An 18,317-nucleotide genomic window follows, 5' to 3' on the forward strand; every position below is an offset into this window, starting at 1 on the left:
CACTTTTGTAAGTCCTAGCCGATTAAGGGCGAACACTTCTATGCCATCCACTTGATTTCACTTTTTTCATCTCTACACTGACATGCCAGTTTCTAAGGGTAGTAGATTTATATGCACACGACTTTGAAAACACGTACTGCAGGCAGTGGACCTAATCTCGTTTTACTTCATGGATGGGGAGTTAATAGCGGTGTTTGGCAACCAATAGCCACGCAGCTGGAGCAACATTTCAGCGTTACTTATGTTGATTTGCCAGGCTTTGGTGAGAACAATCAAATAATGCCTAAGCCTTACGATTTAAAAAACCTAGCTGAGTGTGTGGCGAATGTGCTCCCCCAGAACAGTGTGCTTGCAGGCTGGTCATTAGGTGGCTTGGTTGCTCAACATGTTGCATTACTTGAGCCTACGAATGTTAAACAGTTGGTACTGATAGCCACATCACCCAAATTTCTAAAAGGTAATGATTGGGCGGGGATTGATCCGAATATTCTGCAGGCGTTTTCGCAGCAACTGGTGAAAAACTTGAGCAAAACCATAGAGCGCTTTTTGGCAATACAAGCCATGGGCAGCGATTCAGCGAAAATGGATATTAGAAAAATAAAAAGCAGCATAGAAGCGTCGCCTCAGGCCGATATTGCCGCACTGACAGCGGGGTTAGATATCTTAGAGCATGTTGATTTAAGGGACCAAATAGCGGCTTTGAAAATGCCGATACATTGGATGTTAGGGCGCCTTGATAGCTTAGTGCCAGCAAAGCTTCAAGGGTTTGTACAGCAAAGCTTACCCAACAACCACAGCGTTACGGTTTTCCCCCATGCTTCACATGCGCCATTTATATCGCACACAGAGGATTTCATAGTTGATTTGATGGAAAACACACTCAGGTAAAAAGTCGCTGTTAAAATGTCGTTTTTTGGTTAATAATTAACCATGAGAGGTTAGAAGAGGTACTCAGTGTGGACATTTCAAATAACAGCAACATCAGCGGCGCTTTTGCCAGTGGTTTACAAGGTGTGCAGCGCGGCACAGAGCAAGTTACTCAAGCATCCAGAGATATTGCTAGCTTAAATGGCGATACGCAGCAGGGCAGCTCATCCAGTGCTAACTTGACTGATAGCGTGGTAGATCTTCAAACAGGTGCGATAGGAGTTGAAGCCTCAGCTAAAGTATTAGATGTAGCCAATGACACCATAGGCACTTTACTCGACACCTTTGCGTAGGCTCATTAACCAGTAGGTATCATTAAGATATAAAATGAACATTGTAACGCCTATCCCAACGGCGGTTGTTTTTACTACCGCCAATATCAACACTGAAGCTGCGCGCAGAGATAATACCCTGCGTGAAACAGTACCAGCGTTGACTGGGTCTGAAAATTCAGCTACAGAATCTGGGTTAGCCAGCGATCATGACAAAGTAAAAACCCCCGCACAACCCCTTGTATACGAGCGCCCTCAGGTGCAATCCCAAGGCGAACCTGCATCGGATACTCAGAAAAACGCTGATCAAGACAACGCCCAGCAAGAAAGCGCAGGTAAACAAGACGCTGAACAAGAACAACAAGCCCAACAAGAAAAAGCCCAAATAGACGAGCTGAAAAAACGTGATACTGAAGTACGTACTCACGAGCAAGCTCATGCCAACACAGGTGGCCAATACGCTGGCGCACCCAAGTATGAGTACACTACCGGACCTGACGGCAAGCGCTATGCCACAGGCGGAGAGGTGTCTATTGATGTATCAGTAGAAAATTCCCCTGAAGATACTATTCGCAAGATGCAGCAAGTCAAAGCTGCAGCTCTCGCTCCTGCTGAGCCCTCGGCGCAGGACTTAAGAGTAGCGGCTGAAGCCAGCCAAAAAACGTTTGAAGCACGCAAAGAGCTAGCAGAAGAAAAAAGTGAAGGTGTTGGCGTTGTTGCTCCAAACGACACGAAGAGCGCTACCCAAGGTGAAAACGTAAACGCGGCAGATAAATCGACTTCCCAATCAGAATTTGGCCCTGAGTTAGATGATATAGTGCGCGGCACTGATGAAGGTACGCCAATCCGCGACCTAGACACATCTGAAGTCGCTAAAGCCACCTTAAAAAGTGAGCAGTTAGGTGACGTTTTTGCCAGTGATACAGGCAATGCGTTTGCTAATCAGGCCAGCAGAGACGACAACACCTTATTAGCCGAGCGTGTTGTTCAACGGTATTACCAAGGAGTAAGTGAACCCAAAAGTTATGGCTTGAACTTCTCAGCCTAATTAACCACAGGGGCTTACCGCTAAAGCCACCGACCAAACTCTCTATAAACTGAATTCACAAACTTCGTTCATATTAATAACCGTAATTATTGGCGAATTGACGTATATCCTCCGGCGTTGCTGCTTCGTTGCACGTACCGAGAATATGCAGTCGGCTACTTGATTCGTAAGTGTCTATTTCGGTGTAGCCCTCACGGCAAAAACCCGTCTCGCTAAGCTTCGTTTCAAGTTGGGCAAATAGTTCATCGAGTAGCCTTTCTTTAGGATCGTCACCTTTGGTTTTGCTCTTGTTACCTCCCTTCGGTGGCGGGCCGCCAGTACCGCCATGCTCTGGTTTACCTCCAGCCGTGCCTTGGTTCGCGCTAATACTGAAATTAAACACTTTTTGGTTAGTATCTTTAATCATTGTAGCGAACATATCGGGCTCCTTAGGTTGCGGTTTAGGCTTGCTCGCGCAGGCACTTAATACAATAGGTATCACGAGTATTAAAGTAAGTAGTTTTTTCATCGTCATAATGGACTCACGTTATCAATTATTGGGGAGCACTTTTCTCTGTGTATGACGTAAAACAAGGATTGATAGTTTCTGGCAGGTATGTAAAAACTGTGTAAAGGTGGCTACTAATGAAAATAATAGGATTCATTTATTACAGACATAAAAAACCGGTGAACAGCGTCACCGGTTGTCGTATTCGCTTTTAACCTTTTCTATTTTTTCGCTTTAGCAAATGCATCGGCAAAGGCATTCCCCATCGCTTGATTAGCAGAAGCTGCTGCGGGTTTCTTATTTTGAGGCTTACCACTTGGCCTGTTGCTTTGACGAGGATTATTGTCACTGTTACCTCGGCTTTGATTCGGCTTGGTGTTGATATCGTCATTTAAACGCATAGTAAATGACACACGCTGACGCGCCACATCCACTTCCATTACTTTAACCTTAACAATATCGCCGGTTTTGACGATTTCCCGTGGGTCAGAAATGTACTTGTCCGTCATAGCTGATATATGCACCAGACCATCTTGGTGAACTCCTACATCAACGAAAGCACCGAAATTAGCGACGTTGCTCACAACACCCTCTAAAATCATCCCTTCCTTTAAATCATTAAGTGACGATACGCCCTCTTTAAAGGTGGCGGTTTTGAATTCTGGACGAGGGTCACGACCGGGCTTAAGTAGCTCACTGATGATATCAGTCACTGTGGGTAACCCGAATGAATCATCCACAAACTGCTGCGGCTCAAGCTTTTTCAATAGCTCAGTGTTACCAATTAAATCATTCACCGCACTGCCCGAGTTGCTCACTATGGCTTGAACCACAGGGTAAGCTTCAGGGTGAACTGCCGAGGCATCAAGCGGGTTACTGCCATTTACTATGCGTAAAAAACCAGCGGCTTGCTCGTAGGCTTTTGGGCCTAAGCGTTCTACTTTTAACAGGTCTTTACGACTACTAAACGCGCCATTGGCATCTCTGAAATTTACTATGTTGGTGGCAAGTGTGCGGTTTAAGCCAGACACATGGCTTAATAGCGCCGCTGAGGCCATGTTTAAATCAACGCCAACGGCGTTTACACAATCTTCAATAACACGGTCAAGTGAGCGTCCTAAATTACTTTGGCTTACGTCATGTTGGTACTGGCCAACACCGATAGCTTTGGGTTCAATTTTAACCAGCTCTGCTAGTGGATCTTGTAAGCGCCTAGCGATAGATACAGCGCCGCGAAGCGACACATCCATATCGGGTAATTCGTTTGATGCAAGCTCAGAGGCAGAGTAAACCGATGCGCCTGCCTCACTGACCATGATTTTGCTCAAACCCAGCTCAGGGTTAGCTTTAATGACCTCTGCGGCGAGTTTGTCTGTTTCACGTGAGCCTGTACCATTACCAATACTGATTAACTTCACTTTGTGCTGCTTACATAGCATACCTAGCGTACGTAGGCTTTTGTCCCACAAATTTTGCGGCACATGGGGGAATATGGTGCTGGTGGCTAGCACTTTACCTGTGGCATCAACGATTGCTACTTTTACGCCGGTGCGTAAACCGGGATCAAGACCCATGGTAGTTTTCGCCCCAGCAGGCGCCGCCATCAATAAGTCATTTAAATTTTTAGCAAACACCTGAATCGCTTCTTGTTCGGCTTTATCTTTTATCACACCGAACAATTCTGTTTCCATGTGCAAAGCAATTTTTACTTTCCAAGCCCACTGAACCACACTCGCTAACCACGCATCCGCCGCACGGTTACTAAAATTCAAACCCAGGTGCTGGGCAATAATGTGCTCACCGAATGAGCTTTTATCTGATTCTTCTTTTTGCGGGTCAGCATCCATTGATACTTGCAAAAAGTTCTCATTTCGGCCGCGAAATAAGGCTAGGCAGCGGTGCGATGGTATTTTGCTTAGGCGTTCACTGTGCGCAAAGTAATCTGAATATTTGGCAGCTTCTTTTTCTTTGCCTTTAACGACACTGCTTTTGATATGGGCGTTTTCCATTAAGTACTGGCGCACCTTTTGTAGCAATGCTGCATCTTCAGCAAATTTCTCCATCAAGATGAATTTTGCCCCCTCTAACGCTGCCTTTTCGTCAGCTATACCCTTATCTGCAGCAATGTACTTTGCTGCTTCTGATTCAGGGGATAAGGTCGGGTCGGCAAATATAGTATCTGCAAGAGGCTCTAAGCCTGCTTCGATGGCAATTTGGCCCTTAGTGCGACGCTTCGGTTTGTAAGGCAGGTATAAATCTTCTAATTCGGTCTTGTTGTCGCAGCTTAAAATACTGCGCTTAAGTTGGTCTGTAAGCTTGCCCTGCTCGTCAATCGTTTTGAGGATCACGTTACGTCTGTCATTAATATCACGCAGGTACACCAAGCGCTGCTCAAGTTGGCGAAGTTGAATATCGTCTAAGCCATTTGTGGCCTCTTTACGATAGCGAGCAATAAAAGGAACACTCGAGCCTTCATCTAACAAGGTGACGGCAGCTTGTACTTGAGTGGGTTTTACCTGAAGTTCACTCGCGATTTTTTCAATGATCATGTAACGGCCCTATTTTGGCGAAGTTATGCAGATTTAACGTGTTTAACAAATGGCTTAACAAGGCGATATATGGCCTCGACGGTAAAATACCAGAGTCGCGACACATTATTACCGATTATTTTTGAAATTGCAGAGCTGGGCTGTAGCGTAATGATATAAAAGCTCGCGATACTGATTTTAAATTTTTCAACAATTGTTGAACATTTACTTTAAGCCAGAATGAAAAGTTTGGCTTCTATGCTGTTATTTTAACACCCGTTCAAGGTGGTGATCCCTCGTGGTGAGAATGCCGCTCAATTTTATTTCCTCTTTATTTGCAGCGACGGTGACGATTTTATGAACTTGCGTTTACACCTTTAGGCGTGAGTAACTATTTTTGCTTTCAAAAAATCGATAAATACTCGAGTTTTTACGGGTAAATAGGAACATTTTTGATAGATCAACCAAGCCGCAGTATCGAACTCTGTTGCGGTACATGCATAATCTGGAAACATATCGATTAAAAGCCCACTTTTTATCTCATCTTGGCACAACCAGTCTGGTAAAAGAGCGGGGCCAAGACCCGCGACAGCGCAAGCGGTCATGGTCAACCCATGTGATATCAGTAAATGACCAGTGACAGGCACGTCGAATGTATTATTGTGCGTATCCCGAAACTTCCACGTGCTGCAATACCCCGGCATTGAAAACAATAGGCAATCAAGTTTACTCAGGTCGCCAGGGCCTTTTGGGGTACCAATGGTTTTAAAGTAGGTAGGGCTTGCACAAACATGAAATCGTCTTGAAACCAACTTGTGTGCGGTGAAATTATCCCCCGGTTGTTGCCCGAATCGGATAGCCACATCGATTTGCTCTTTGACAAGATCCACGTGGCTGTCCATGAGTAACAATTCAAGCGTAAGGTCTGGGTACAAGGCACGAAACTCTGGCAAGATCGGCGCTAGCACTCGTTGCCCGAATGAAGTACAAGCGGTTATACGTAAAGAGCCATTAGGCAGGCTAACCAAATCTAGTGCGGCTTCACTGGCTCGGTCAAACTCACCAATTAGATCTTTCACCCGAGAAAAATATTCACTGGCCGCTTCAGTAGGTGCAATCTTGCGGGTTGTTCTTTGGAATAATCGAAAGCCCAGCTGTGATTCTAAACTCGCTACCGAGCGAGAAATAGATGATGGGTCAACGTTGCGTTGACGAGCTACGGCCGCAAAACTTCCGTGCTCCATTACATCTACAAAAACCCTTACGTTTTCGAAATCCATTCGTGCGCTCTTTACACTAAAGTGATGAGTATAGGTGCCTTTATCTAATTAGCGACTATGGCTAAGCTCAAATACATGTCATGGCGTTGTTGTCTGCCATATATGCTACAACATTTAGGGAAAATATGATGAGCCTACGATTTTACAGTGAATTTTTTAACTCCACCGAAGACGTACTTAACGATGTAATCAAACAGGGAACATGGCCAACAACATTTGTTTCTGGACCATCAGAAGGGTTGCACGAACACTGGCATGCCGACGAGGTACACGCATATATCATGGAAGGCGAGACAGATTTCTTGGATGCCAAAAGCGGTATGCGAACCCAAGTCAAAGCGGGAGATAAAATAGTGATCCCCGCTAAGGCATTGCATGCAGAGGGAGCAGTGATGGAACGGGTCGTATATATTCTCGCCCTTCCAAAACCACTGCCGCCAGAAGAGTTTCTGGCCATGCATGGCTCTGCATAGAGTGGAGTCGACTAAAGCATGCGGTTCATTTCTTCACTGTGGGTGGTTACGATAGCACCGACTGTGTCTGCTTATGTGTCCTTTTTGACTGTTGATGTTTCACCGCGTGTACTTCTAACCTTTTTATATTTTACCTTAATATCATCGTAAGGAAGCTCAAAGATGAGAAAGCCAATATATGCACCAACAGTATTCGGAAATAACTATTATGCAAAGCGACTAGTAGCAGTCTGCACTACTTTAATGTGTTTCTGCATACTCGGATGTGATTCTTTAATAAAAGATGTTAAACCGCTCAGTTCTGTGACTAAAGCTCTCGATCATCTTGAAGAGTTACCTCCAAGGGTTGCAATACATAATTTACAGCCAATGTTTAAAGTGGAAGCTATTGGATTCACAGCAGTAGACGAAACCGGTTGGGATTGGGCTGGATCCGATGAAATTTACGCTGTTTGGCATAGCAATGTGATCGTTTCGACGCTTATTCAAGGTGATGTTGATAGTGGGGATTCTTTTGATTTTCATTCTCTACAAAGTTGTATTTATCCTATCGCAGGGGACACGCTAATAATAGATGGTCGATATGGGGGAGAGGATTCAGGTTGGATTTGCAAGGAGGAGGGGGCTGCAAGTCCAATACAGTTCTCTGTTGTTTTTTACGAGGATGATAGTCCGTGGACACATATTCCATTTTGTTTTTCCGGGAGTATTGTTAAAGGCTGTGAAGACCAATTCGTTGGAAAATATAATGGTGTATGGAATACTCAAGAATTGTTAGAAATTCTACCTGGTATAGGTGATATTCAAAATTTCACAGTTAGGTTAAATCCTTGTGAGGGGCCTGCTGTATGCGGAGATGATAATTTTTCTGACTATGACTTTCATTTTCGTATAGTTAGAATGGCTGATAAAGAAGTACTGAGACAACATTCACTCCAGTAAGCTTCCATGAGTTTACCCCTTTGAAGCAACAATTTCGCATGGATTGAAATAGAAATTAAGCCGAGAGCGCACATTTCGCTTTAGGCTTCTGAGGTATTCATTCAATTTGTTGATACCGTCGCTACTTTTGCTTTTGTACTGACTCCAATTTTCTATGTTTTCAATCGAATTACCAAATGACCAGACTGGTGGATCCCGTGGCTTTAGAAACACCACTCCTGTCGGGTGAACGATTCGCCATTGAGGTGGAGCTAGTTCGCTGCAAGGGATGGCCTGTCATATCCAGCATTGATTCTGTTACACGAAGATTATATTTTAAGTGTACGCAGTATTTAAAGTGGCTGAAAGCCATAAGTAAACGTAGCGAATAGAATATAAAATTTAAGTACCCGAAGGGCATAAACAAACAGGGAAGTTAACACGAAGAAGGGGAATGGTGCCGACTACCGGAGTCGAACTGGTGACCTACTGATTACAAGTCAGTTGCTCTACCAACTGAGCTAAGTCGGCACACTAGATTCCCGCTCTAGGCAGCTATGTGCTAGAGCGAGGCGACATTCTATTGATTCCACTTTTGTTGTCAACCAAAAGTTATTATTTTATCTGTAAAAGGCGCTCTGCTTCACTATTCAATGTCGGGAAATAGCTTTTCGGTAACCACTTTTGCAGTTTCTGCATCGCTTGGCCCAGGTCAGCGTAATCATTGCCAGTGATATTGATGTGGCCCATCTTGCGCTTGGCACGTGGGGTTTTCATATAGCCGTGTAAATGGGTTCTAGATACACTGAGCATGTCTTTTGGCGGTAAGTCACAACCAATTACGTTAAGCATCACGCTTGGTGCAAGCACTTGGGTCGAGCCTAACGGTAATTCACAGATAGCCCGCAAGTGATTTTCGAACTGACAGGTATCTGCACCTTGCATGCTCCAATGCCCTGAGTTATGAACACGAGGAGCGATTTCATTGACTAGCAACGAGTCACCCATCTGGAAGAATTCCACTGCCAATACGCCAACGTAATTTAGCTCGCTAGCGAGGGCGGTAAAAATCTGCTCTGCTTGAGTTACTAATTCAGGAGTGATGGCCGGTGCAGGTGCAACACAGGTATGCAACTGGCCTTGATGATGTAGGTTTTCAACTAAAGGGTACAGAGCGACCTGGCCGTTCTTACCGCGCGCGCCCACTAATGACACTTCACGCTCAAAGCTGAGCATCTTTTCAACCACTAAAGGCACTTTCTTTAAATCAAGTTCGGCTAGTGCTTGCTTGATTTCAGGCAGTTGCTCTTTACTGGATAGGCGCCATTGACCGTAACCGTCGTAGCCGTCGCGGCTGGCCTTAATGATCAGCTTCTCGCCTAGTTGTTCAACGGCTTGTTCGAGCTTAGCCGCGTCATCCACAATCATGTAAGGGCAGTTGGCGATATCGAGCTTGTCGAGTAAAGCTTTTTCTTTGACTCTATCGGCGCCAGCAGCTATTGATTCAACGCTCGGCATCAGCTTTCCGCTACGATTGACTTGTTCAAGTAAAGGCTCTGGAATATGTTCAAACTCAACGGAAATCGCGTCTGCGGCTTCGATAGCGGTTTCAAGGTGAATGGCCATCACCTTTTTATCTATTGGGTTAACTACTTTAAGAGTACCCACATCTACAGCTCGTACTTCAATCCCTAAAGGCACACCTGCTAGGGCCATCATTCTGGCGAGTTGGCCTGAGCCTAAAATCAGCACATTCATTCAGGCAGTTCCAGTGCGGGTTGGGCTAAAACGTCAGCCGTTTGTTTTTGTCTAAATTGAATAATCGCATCGCGAACGGTTTCGTCATGTAAAGCAACCACCTGCGCGGCAAGTAAGCCAGCGTTAGCTGCGCCAGCTTCACCTATAGCTAAGGTACCTACAGCGACGCCTTTGGGCATTTGTACGATTGAGTACAAAGAATCGATGCCACTTAGCTGACTAGAACGCACAGGCACACCAAATACTGGTAGGTGAGTATGCGCGGCTATCATGCCGGGTAAGTGCGCAGCGCCGCCAGCGCCGCCAATGATCACTTGGTAACCTTTGTCGGCTGCAGTTTCTGAAAATTCTGTTAACAGGGCTGGGGTGCGATGAGCCGACACCACTTGGGCGTGATAACTTACGCCTAAGGCATCTAACATTTTTGCCGCTTGGGCCATGGTGGGCCAATCAGACTTTGAACCCATAACAATCGCAACTTGAGGCATTTTCACTCCCACTAAATTTCGGTTTTATTTGATGCAGCGGACTTGAATAAGCAGATGAAATCTCATGCTGATAGACAAGATATTGCTGACCAGTAAATTTCGGAAACGGATTGTAGCTCAATTCAAACAACGAGTCCCGCTTGAACGTAAATTGAACAACATTCTGTGTTTTTGTATCGGTTTTTATTTTTTTCAGAAGATAAAGCACCGTAAAAACAAAAATCCGCTGCGGGCGAACCTGCAGCGGATTTTAAAAAACGTATTATGCTGTGATGCTAGCTTTTTTGTTTGCGCATCGCAGTGAAGAACTCATTATTGGTTTTGGTCATAGACAGCTTACCAATTAAGAATTCAATTGCGTCAATTTCTGACATTTCATGCACGATTTTACGCAAGATCCACATTTTTTGTAATTCGTCTGGGGTGGTCAGTAATTCCTCGCGACGAGTACCTGAGCGGTTGTAATCAATCGCTGGGAAAACACGTTTTTCCGCAATTTTGCGGTTCAGGTGTAATTCCATGTTACCCGTACCTTTAAACTCTTCGTAGATAACTTCATCCATTTTAGAGCCGGTATCGATAAGTGCAGTAGCGATAATGGTTAAGCTGCCGCCTTCTTCGATGTTACGCGCAGCACCAAAGAAACGCTTAGGCTTGTGTAATGCGTTAGCATCAACACCACCAGTAAGTACTTTACCTGATGATGGGATAACGGTGTTGTACGCTCGGGCTAAACGCGTGATTGAATCAAGTAAGATAACCACATCTTTCTTGTGTTCAACTAAACGTTTGGCTTTTTCAATCACCATTTCAGCCACTTGTACGTGACGACTCGCAGGCTCATCAAAGGTAGAAGCAACTACTTCCCCTTGTACAAGGCGTTGCATCTCGGTCACTTCTTCTGGGCGCTCATCAATCAACAATACCATGAGCAAACATTCTGGATGATTTGCTGCAATCGATTGGGCGATGTTTTGTAGTAAAAGCGTTTTACCGGCTTTAGGCGGTGCAACGATAAGACCACGTTGACCACGGCCGATTGGAGAGGCTAAATCCAGTACGCGAGCAGTAATGTCTTCGGTACTGCCGTTGCCTCGCTCCATGACTAAACGCTCATTGGCATGCAGTGGCGTTAAGTTTTCGAATAAGATTTTGTTACGGGCGTTTTCAGGACGGTCAAAGTTAACTTCGCTGATCTTCAACAGGGCGAAGTATCGCTCGCTGTCTTTAGGTGGGCGAATTTTACCTGAAATGGTATCGCCGGTGCGTAAGTTAAAGCGACGTATCTGACTAGGTGATACGTAGATATCATCTGGTCCCGCCAAGTATGATGCGTCGTTAGAACGCAAGAAACCAAAGCCGTCTTGAAGTATTTCTAGGACGCCGTCGCCGAAAATATCTTCACCACTTTTGGCGTGGGTTTTCAAAATTGAAAATATAATGTCTTGCTTACGAGCGCGAGCCATGTTCTCTAGGCCCATTTTTTCGGCCAGTCCAACCAGCTCACTGATGGGTTTGTTCTTGAGTTCCGTTAGGTTCATATTGGTGGGTCTTTTCATGCTTGAAAGTTTTGCCATATCAGCAAAAATTGATTGAATGGTTCAAAGGTATTTACTTATAAAAATCTCTGATTGGTGCGAAAGTACAGGTCTGTTCAGGTGTGAACAATGAAAAGTTAGCACCAAAATCACGGTACGTCTAGTGAAAATAGTGGTTTAAAAGGTATTACATTGAACAAAACTTTGCACAAAGAGTATACAAGAAATAAAAAAGCCCGATTTGGTCGGGCTTAATTTTTCAGCACATAATTAGATGTTTTCGTTTAAAAACTCTTCTAATTGGCTTTTAGATAGTGCGCCGACTTTAGTTGCAGCTACATTTCCGCCTTTAAATAAAAGCAAAGTAGGGATGCCACGAATACCATACTTAGGTGGTGTTTCGTTATTTTCATCGACATTCAGCTTGCCAACTGTTAACTTGCCGTCGAATTCGTCAGCAATTTCATGCAAAATTGGCGCAATCATCTTACACGGACCGCACCATTCCGCCCAGAAGTCAACTAGTACAGGACCAGTAGCATTGATAACATCTGCCTCGAAACTATCGTCCGATAACTGGATAATTTTGTCGCTCATTCTTTTCTCCGTCATTAATTCTAGCGCCGATATAATTCAGCGTGATCGTGATTGTTATATAGAAACTGTTTTTTAATGCAAGCACTGATAAGCTATAAGCTATGCAAACAACTCATTTAACCGAAACACATTTCGCGGACTTGCCAATCAATGAGCAAGTCGTTAAGGCGTTATCCGCCGCAAACTTTAGTCACTGCACGCCCATTCAAGCGTTAAGCTTGCCCCCTCTATTAGAAGGGAATGACATAGCAGGTCAAGCGCAAACCGGAACCGGTAAAACTATCGCGTTCTTGGTGGCAACTTTTCATTACTTGCTAAGTAATCCGCAGCCCACTAAAAAACAACCAAGAGCCATTATTATGGCGCCAACCAGAGAGTTGGCCGTTCAGATCTTTAACGATGCTGAACTGCTAAGTCAACACACTGGTTTGTCTCTCGGTTTGATTTATGGGGGCGAGGGTTATCAAAGTCAACGGGAAAAACTGGAAGAAGGTGTAGATATTATTATCGGCACTACCGGCAGGATCATTGACTACTACAAACAGAACATTTTTTCGTTAGCGGGTATTCAAGTCGCCGTACTTGATGAAGCTGATCGCATGTTCGATTTGGGCTTTATTAAAGATATTCGTTATCTTTTCAATCGCATGCCTAAGCCGACAGAGCGTTTAAGCATGTTGTTCTCGGCGACGTTGTCGTACCGAGTACAAGAGCTAGCTTATGAGCACATGGACAATCCTACGCATGTACAGGTCGAGCCTGAGCGCAAAACCGGCACGCGTATCAAAGAAGAGCTCTTTTATCCTTCTGATGAAGATAAAATGGCCTTGTTGCTTAGTTTGATGGAAGAAGAATGGCCAGATAAAGCCATTGTTTTTGCGAACACTAAGCACAGCTGTGAGAAAGTTGCCGATTGGCTACAAGCTGACGGTCATCGAGTGGGTCTATTAAGCGGTGATGTTCCTCAGAACAAGCGCTTAAAAATCCTTGAAGACTTTACGTCTGGCAAGCTAGACATACTGGTTGCTACCGATGTGGCCGCTCGAGGTTTGCACATTCCTATGGTTAGCCATGTGTTTAACTATGACTTACCCGACGATGCAGAAGATTATGTGCACCGTATCGGCCGTACCGGTCGTGCTGGTCAAAGCGGTAGCTCAATCAGCTTTGCTTGTGAACGGTACGCGTTAAACTTGCCTGCGATTGAAACCTACATTGAGCATGCTATTCCGGTAACAGAATATCAAGCTGATGCGCTACTGCGTGATGTGACACCACCTAAGCCTCGCCATAAAAAGCGAATGCAGAATGGTCGCAACCCACAGAAGCGCCAATCATCAGGCTCGCGTAACCGTAGGAAGCCATGATTACATCTACCCGATTACCGCAAAATCACCCCGAAGAGCTATATGCAGCCGTTGATTTAGGTTCAAATAGTTTTCACTTAGTGATAGTTCGCGTGGTAGCGGGTAGTGTACAAATTATTGGTAAAGTGAAGCAAAAAGTGCGTTTAGCCGCAGGGCTAGACGATAACATGATGCTTGACGATGAAAGTTTAGAGCGCGGCTGGCGCTGCCTCGAAACGTTCGCAGAACGTCTGCAAGATATTCCCCGAGATAATATTCGTGTGGTGGCAACCGCCACGTTACGTCTAGCTAAAAATGCAGACGTTTTCACCACAAAAGCGCAGCAAATCCTCGATCACACACTAAGCGTTATCAGTGGTGAAGAAGAAGCCCGGCAAATTTATTTGGGTGTGGCATACACCTCTGCCAATCAAGGTAATTCTCTGGTTATTGATATTGGCGGCGCGAGTACCGAGATCATTGTCGGTAACGATATGACACCCATTCATCTGGTTAGCCTCAATATGGGCTGCGTGACGTTTAAAGAGCGTTACTTTGCAGGTGATGTGCTCAGCGAGGAAAACTTTGCTGCAGCGATTGGTACAGCCAAAGCGATGGTCGATGCTGTTGCAGATAAGTTCCTATGTTTTGATTGGCAGCAGTGCTTAGGCGCATCTGGTACACCTCAAGCGATTACAGAAATTTTAGTTGCCCAAGGGATTAGCGATGCCATTAGGCTCGATTATCTATATAACTTGCGCCAACAATGTATTGATTGCGCAACGCTCGACAACTTAATAATTGATGGTTTGGATGAATCCAGACGGATTATTTTCCCCAGCGGCTTAGCCATTCTCATCGCGTTGTTCGAGTCATTATCTATCCGCGATATGCAGATATCGGGGGGGGCACTGCGAGAAGGTCTTATCTATGGCATGTTGGAAAACATTCAGCAGAATGACCGCCGTATGCAAACGATTCACCAGCATATGCGACACTTTCACATTGATTCAGAGCAAGCGGAACGGGTCACTGATGTCGCCCTGACGTTGTTTAAGCAACTTAGTGAGCAAACTGATGTTGACGGTATCGATGGCGAGGCGATGCTGGTTGCGGCCGCTATGTTGCATGAAACGGGCTTACACATTGAATACAAATTACATCACAAGCACGGTGCTTATATTTTAGGTCACGTGCCTATGGTGGGGTATACCAATTTACAACGTGATGGCATAAAAACCTTAGTATTGAATCATCGTCAGCAAATATCACCTGAAGTATTCGATCAAAACCACAGTGAAACCCGGGGTATTATGCGTAGCCTAGTAAGAGTGCTGCGTCTAGCCTGTATTTTGTCGATACGCCGTAAAGATAACCTTCTACCGCAATTTCGCTTAGAGGTAGAAAAAAATGACTGGCGCCTAGTGTTCCCCGATGGCTGGTTGAAAGCGCATCCTTTAATCGATGCAGAATTGGCTAATGAGAAGTGGCAGCAACACAAAATGGGCTGGCACCTTACCTGCGAGTAGTTCTATTTCCAACGCGCACTTTACCTTGGCTTTCCAACAGCGCTTCTGAAAAGTGTGCTTCTCGACAGAGTTTCTCGCAAAGGTCATGTACGTACATCTTTACCTGTTTATACAAACAAAAACGCTGGCAAATCTGCCAGCGCCTTTAGCAATCACTCAAACGTTTATATCGCTACTTATCCCGCGCTAATATTTGCGCGGCCTGCTTGGCAAAGTAGGTCAAGATGCCATCTGCGCCAGCGCGTTTAAAGGCTAATAAAGATTCCATAATCACTGACTCTTCGTCTAACCAGCCTTGCATGAATGCCGCTTTGTGCATGGCGTATTCGCCACTCACTTGGTAAGCAAAAGTCGGCACAGCGAATTCGTCTTTACAACGACGCACTATGTCTAAATATGGCATACCAGGCTTCACCATAACCATGTCTGCGCCCTCGGCAATATCAAGGGCGATTTCACGCACTGCTTCGTTGGAATTCGCAGGATCCATTTGGTAGCTCTTTTTGTTGCCACCTTTGATATTGCCAGCGGAGCCGACCGCATCGCGAAATGGACCGTAGTAATTGGACGCATACTTAGCGGAGTAAGCCATGATGCATGTGTTGATATATCCGTGGCTCTCCAGTGCTTGACGAATAGCGCCGATGCGGCCATCCATCATGTCTGATGGAGCAACAATGTCTGCACCCGCCTGAGCGTGGGATAATGCCTGCTTGATGAGCACCTCTATTGTTTCATCATTAAGTACGTAACCCTCTTCGTCCAGCAGGCCATCTTGCCCGTGGGACGTGAATGGGTCTAGGGCTACATCCGTTATAATGCCCATATCGGGTACAGCAGCCTTTAAGGCGCGCACGGCATGCTGGGCTAAACCATCAGGGTTAAATGCTTCACTGGCGCATTCTGATTTGCGCTCAAGGGGCGTTACAGGAAACAGCGCAAGCGCTGGAATGCCCAGTGCGTGTAACTCTTTTGCTTCTTCAACCAACAAATCGACAGACAAACGCTCAACGCCCGGCATTGACTCAATCGCTTCACGCTGATTTTTACCCTCTAAAACGAATACTGGATAAATAAGATCTTTGGCGCTGAGTTGGTGTTCGGCCATTAAGTCTCGGGTGAAAGTGTGGCGACGCATGCGGCGCATGCGTGTGTGAGGATAGATTTCGGCCATGTTAGATGTCCTATAAGGTTAGGTCTTATTAAATTCGAGGGAATTACATTTATTCAGAGGTCGGCAGCTGCTGCGCCACGATGCAATTTCGCCCGTTATTTTTAGCTTGGTAAAGTAACTGATCCGCAAAGCCGATTAACACATCTTCACTCTGTTGGGGATCCATGATGGCACTGGCTAAGCCAATACTTACCGTTAAATTAACAACCACCCCCGCGCTGTAAACGGGTGTATCTTGGATATCGAGCCTTAACTGTTCGAGTAAGTCCTGAGCGCCTTTAATATCGGTGCTTGGCAAGATGACAGAGAACTCTTCTCCGCCATAGCGACATACATCATCACTGGGGCGTTTAAGAGCTTTTTTCAAGCGCTCAGCGACAAACTTAATACATTCATCGCCCACTAAATGGCCATGTTCATCGTTTACGCGCTTGAAGTGATCAATGTCAATCATAGCCACAACAAGTTCGGTGCGCTCACGGCGGCTTCGGCGCACTTCAGCTAAATATTTTTTGTCAAAATAGCGCCGGTTACGAATACCCGTTAACGCATCTAGTGTGTTTTTTTCTTCTAATTCGCGGTTAATTTCTGATAATTCCCGAAGGGCAATCTCTAACTCTAACGTGCGCTCTTGCACGCTATACTCTAGCTCTTCTTGGGCGTTGTTTTGCTGCTCGAGCACTTCGTCTTGCACTGCACGCATATCTCGCTCTTTACGCAGGGCTTCCCGCTGAGCTCTATACAACTGTCGGCGCTGGTGATTGACGCTTAAGGCTAGCATAAGAGCCAATAAGAAGGTTTCAATGATGACACCTAGCATCAGCAAGTAGTTAGATGAAATAGACAAGGTCAGCACATTGAGGTGGTCAAGACAGGCAATTAAAGAGCTGACCAACAGTGATGTCCAAGCTAGTGTGTAAAAGCGCGCTAAATGGACTTGCTTGTACCAACACCAAATACCTACTGCGTATATGAACAAACTGATTCCGCAAAGTGCAAATAAGAAGGGTTCCAAAAACCATGATTTAGGAATAAACAAGCCCGCGATTAAGCTCAGGGCAAATAGAATGGCTAAAGCATTTAAAATTTTGTGCAAGCGCGGGCTAACACTTTTTATATCTAGCAGAATATTGGTAAATACGATCGCGTAAAAGACAGTGGCGTTCGCCCAGATGGACACACTGTTTTTTTGCATCCAGGGGCTGTCGGACCAAATATATTTGTATCCAATACCTTGCATCGCAGCGAGCAGCAGCGCAAAGCTGAATACATAACCCGCATAAAGCAAAAACACAGGCTGGCGGCTGATCACGAAGAAAAACAAGTTACTGATCCCCATGGCGAACAATATGCCAAAGAAAAGTCCTATCAGGATGCTGTGCTCTCCATTGAATACTAAAAACGCAGACTCAGCCCAAAGATTGATTGGCACTTGTAACGTACCGTCACTGCTAAGTCGCATAACAACTCGTAAGTTTTGATCAAACTTAGGGATGGAAAACAAGAACGTTTCGTAGGGCATACTGCGATATGAAAATGGCAGAGTGTCGCCCGTTTGGTAATGATCGAGAAGTTCGCCTTCTTCAATAAACCACACAGAGATATGATCAATGAGTCCATTGTTCAACTCAAGCAACCAATGTTCATTAGAGCGTAAATTGGGTATCGTAAAACTCACCCAATGGGGCGTGTCTGACATGGGCAAGCCAAGCTCAAAATCATCAACTGCTTTCCATTGCTGGCTGTTTGCATCTGGGAGTGTATTGATTTTGTATTGCTGTTCAGTATCGGTGAGAACTGTTAATTGGCTATTCGGCAGTGATTCTGGTGTTTGCAGCTTAATTGAAAAAACCGTGACCAAAAAAAGTAAGATGCAGGTAACTGACATCAGCTGAATGGCAGCACGTTGAGTCAACACGCTGTGAAATAATGTGTTTATTGCCACAGCCAC

General features: G+C 45.2%; 16 protein-coding genes and 1 tRNA gene. 7 read left to right on the plus strand and 10 right to left on the minus strand.

The genetic code is table 11. The features are described from left to right. Positions 1–111 precede the first annotated feature (111 nt). The 3 genes from bioH (at position 112) to GMES_RS21755 (ending at position 2,247) form a co-directional block, all read left to right on the plus strand. Entirely contained in the window at positions 112–888 is a 777-nt protein-coding gene (gene bioH / locus GMES_RS21745) for a pimeloyl-ACP methyl ester esterase BioH (RefSeq protein ID WP_006994994.1), read from the plus strand. A gap of 68 nt (positions 889–956) precedes the next feature. Then, on the plus strand, positions 957–1,220 hold the full coding sequence (locus GMES_RS21750) for a hypothetical protein (protein ID WP_006994995.1): 264 nt from the start codon (positions 957–959) through the stop codon (positions 1,218–1,220). A 34-nt stretch (positions 1,221–1,254) separates the two neighbouring features. Next, the gene (locus GMES_RS21755; RefSeq protein WP_006994996.1) at positions 1,255–2,247 is read left to right on the plus strand and encodes a putative metalloprotease CJM1_0395 family protein; all 993 of its coding nucleotides are present in this window, start codon (positions 1,255–1,257) and stop codon (positions 2,245–2,247) included. 73 nt (positions 2,248–2,320) lie between these two features. Here GMES_RS21755 and GMES_RS21760 read toward each other — a convergent pair whose 3' ends face one another. From GMES_RS21760 to GMES_RS21770, 3 genes are all read right to left on the minus strand, one after another. Continuing rightward, positions 2,321–2,665, minus strand: coding sequence for a hypothetical protein (locus tag GMES_RS21760; RefSeq protein WP_006994997.1), 345 nt, complete (start codon positions 2,663–2,665; stop codon positions 2,321–2,323). Positions 2,666–2,955: 290 nt separating this feature from the next. Beyond that, complete coding sequence (locus GMES_RS21765) at positions 2,956–5,283, minus strand: Tex family protein (RefSeq protein ID WP_006994998.1); 2,328 nt, start codon at positions 5,281–5,283, stop codon at positions 2,956–2,958. A 356-nt stretch (positions 5,284–5,639) separates the two neighbouring features. Next, positions 5,640–6,542, minus strand: a complete 903-nt coding sequence (locus GMES_RS21770; RefSeq protein ID WP_006994999.1) for a LysR family transcriptional regulator — start codon at positions 6,540–6,542, stop codon at positions 5,640–5,642. Positions 6,543–6,670: 128 nt separating this feature from the next. On the opposite strand from GMES_RS21770, the gene GMES_RS21775 reads away from it, so the two are divergent. Continuing rightward, complete coding sequence (locus tag GMES_RS21775) at positions 6,671–7,015, plus strand: cupin domain-containing protein (protein ID WP_039988028.1); 345 nt, start codon at positions 6,671–6,673, stop codon at positions 7,013–7,015. Positions 7,016–7,177: 162 nt separating this feature from the next. Next, complete coding sequence (locus GMES_RS21780) at positions 7,178–7,957, plus strand: hypothetical protein (protein ID WP_006995001.1); 780 nt, start codon at positions 7,178–7,180, stop codon at positions 7,955–7,957. A gap of 434 nt (positions 7,958–8,391) precedes the next feature. Here GMES_RS21780 and GMES_RS21785 read toward each other — a convergent pair. The 5 genes from GMES_RS21785 to trxA form a co-directional block, all read right to left on the minus strand. Beyond that, positions 8,392–8,467 (minus strand) — tRNA-Thr (locus GMES_RS21785). Positions 8,468–8,551: 84 nt separating this feature from the next. Then, positions 8,552–9,694 carry a 5-(carboxyamino)imidazole ribonucleotide synthase gene (locus tag GMES_RS21790; RefSeq protein WP_006995002.1) on the minus strand — a complete coding sequence of 381 codons (1,143 nt, stop codon included), beginning with the start codon at positions 9,692–9,694 and terminating at the stop codon, positions 8,552–8,554. Further along, entirely contained in the window at positions 9,691–10,182 is a 492-nt protein-coding gene (purE, locus tag GMES_RS21795) for a 5-(carboxyamino)imidazole ribonucleotide mutase (protein WP_006995003.1), read from the minus strand. Before purE ends, GMES_RS21790 begins: the two co-directional genes overlap by 4 nt. A 275-nt stretch (positions 10,183–10,457) precedes the next feature. Beyond that, a complete protein-coding gene (gene rho, locus GMES_RS21800) occupies positions 10,458–11,723 on the minus strand; it encodes a transcription termination factor Rho (RefSeq protein WP_006995004.1) in 1,266 nt (421 codons plus the stop codon). Positions 11,724–11,990: 267 nt separating this feature from the next. Next, positions 11,991–12,317: a thioredoxin TrxA gene (gene trxA / locus GMES_RS21805; protein WP_008303866.1), complete on the minus strand. Its 327-nt coding sequence runs from the start codon at positions 12,315–12,317 to the stop codon at positions 11,991–11,993. Positions 12,318–12,418: 101 nt separating this feature from the next. On the opposite strand from trxA, the gene rhlB reads away from it, so the two are divergent. Together rhlB and GMES_RS21815 are read left to right on the plus strand one after the other, a co-directional pair. After that, a complete protein-coding gene (gene rhlB, locus GMES_RS21810) occupies positions 12,419–13,684 on the plus strand; it encodes an ATP-dependent RNA helicase RhlB (protein ID WP_006995006.1) in 1,266 nt (421 codons plus the stop codon). Then, entirely contained in the window at positions 13,681–15,192 is a 1,512-nt protein-coding gene (locus GMES_RS21815; protein ID WP_006995007.1) for a Ppx/GppA phosphatase family protein, read from the plus strand. The genes rhlB and GMES_RS21815 overlap by 4 nt, the downstream gene beginning before the upstream one ends. 172 nt (positions 15,193–15,364) lie before the next feature. Here the strand turns inward: GMES_RS21815 and hemB are convergent, their stop codons facing one another. Together hemB and GMES_RS21825 are read right to left on the minus strand one after the other, a co-directional pair. Continuing rightward, positions 15,365–16,366 (minus strand): porphobilinogen synthase, encoded by a 1,002-nt coding sequence (hemB, locus tag GMES_RS21820; RefSeq protein WP_006995008.1) that lies wholly within the window; start codon positions 16,364–16,366, stop codon positions 15,365–15,367. A gap of 49 nt (positions 16,367–16,415) precedes the next feature. Then, the gene (locus GMES_RS21825) at positions 16,416–18,311 is read right to left on the minus strand and encodes a sensor domain-containing diguanylate cyclase (protein ID WP_006995009.1); all 1,896 of its coding nucleotides are present in this window, start codon (positions 18,309–18,311) and stop codon (positions 16,416–16,418) included. Positions 18,312–18,317: the final 6 nt, after the last annotated feature.

Source organism: Paraglaciecola mesophila KMM 241 (assembly GCF_000315015.1).
In the GTDB taxonomy this organism is placed as follows: domain Bacteria; phylum Pseudomonadota; class Gammaproteobacteria; order Enterobacterales; family Alteromonadaceae; genus Paraglaciecola; species Paraglaciecola mesophila.

What these genes read in the sequence shown, in the direction of transcription:
- bioH (WP_006994994.1), top strand. Translation starts at nt 112, where the DNA reads ATGCACACGACTTTGAAAACACGTACTGCAGGCAGTGGACCTAATCTC.
- GMES_RS21755 (WP_006994996.1), top strand. Translation starts at nt 1,255, where the DNA reads ATGAACATTGTAACGCCTATCCCAACGGCGGTTGTTTTTACTACCGCC.
- GMES_RS21760 (WP_006994997.1), bottom strand. Translation starts at nt 2,665, where the DNA reads ATGTTCGCTACAATGATTAAAGATACTAACCAAAAAGTGTTTAATTTC.
- GMES_RS21765 (WP_006994998.1), bottom strand. Translation starts at nt 5,283, where the DNA reads ATGATCATTGAAAAAATCGCGAGTGAACTTCAGGTAAAACCCACTCAA.
- GMES_RS21770 (WP_006994999.1), bottom strand. Translation starts at nt 6,542, where the DNA reads ATGGATTTCGAAAACGTAAGGGTTTTTGTAGATGTAATGGAGCACGGA.
- GMES_RS21775 (WP_039988028.1), top strand. Translation starts at nt 6,671, where the DNA reads ATGAGCCTACGATTTTACAGTGAATTTTTTAACTCCACCGAAGACGTA.
- GMES_RS21780 (WP_006995001.1), top strand. Translation starts at nt 7,178, where the DNA reads ATGAGAAAGCCAATATATGCACCAACAGTATTCGGAAATAACTATTAT.
- GMES_RS21790 (WP_006995002.1), bottom strand. Translation starts at nt 9,694, where the DNA reads ATGAATGTGCTGATTTTAGGCTCAGGCCAACTCGCCAGAATGATGGCC.
- purE (WP_006995003.1), bottom strand. Translation starts at nt 10,182, where the DNA reads ATGCCTCAAGTTGCGATTGTTATGGGTTCAAAGTCTGATTGGCCCACC.
- rho (WP_006995004.1), bottom strand. Translation starts at nt 11,723, where the DNA reads ATGAACCTAACGGAACTCAAGAACAAACCCATCAGTGAGCTGGTTGGA.
- trxA (WP_008303866.1), bottom strand. Translation starts at nt 12,317, where the DNA reads ATGAGCGACAAAATTATCCAGTTATCGGACGATAGTTTCGAGGCAGAT.
- rhlB (WP_006995006.1), top strand. Translation starts at nt 12,419, where the DNA reads ATGCAAACAACTCATTTAACCGAAACACATTTCGCGGACTTGCCAATC.
- GMES_RS21815 (WP_006995007.1), top strand. Translation starts at nt 13,681, where the DNA reads ATGATTACATCTACCCGATTACCGCAAAATCACCCCGAAGAGCTATAT.
- hemB (WP_006995008.1), bottom strand. Translation starts at nt 16,366, where the DNA reads ATGGCCGAAATCTATCCTCACACACGCATGCGCCGCATGCGTCGCCAC.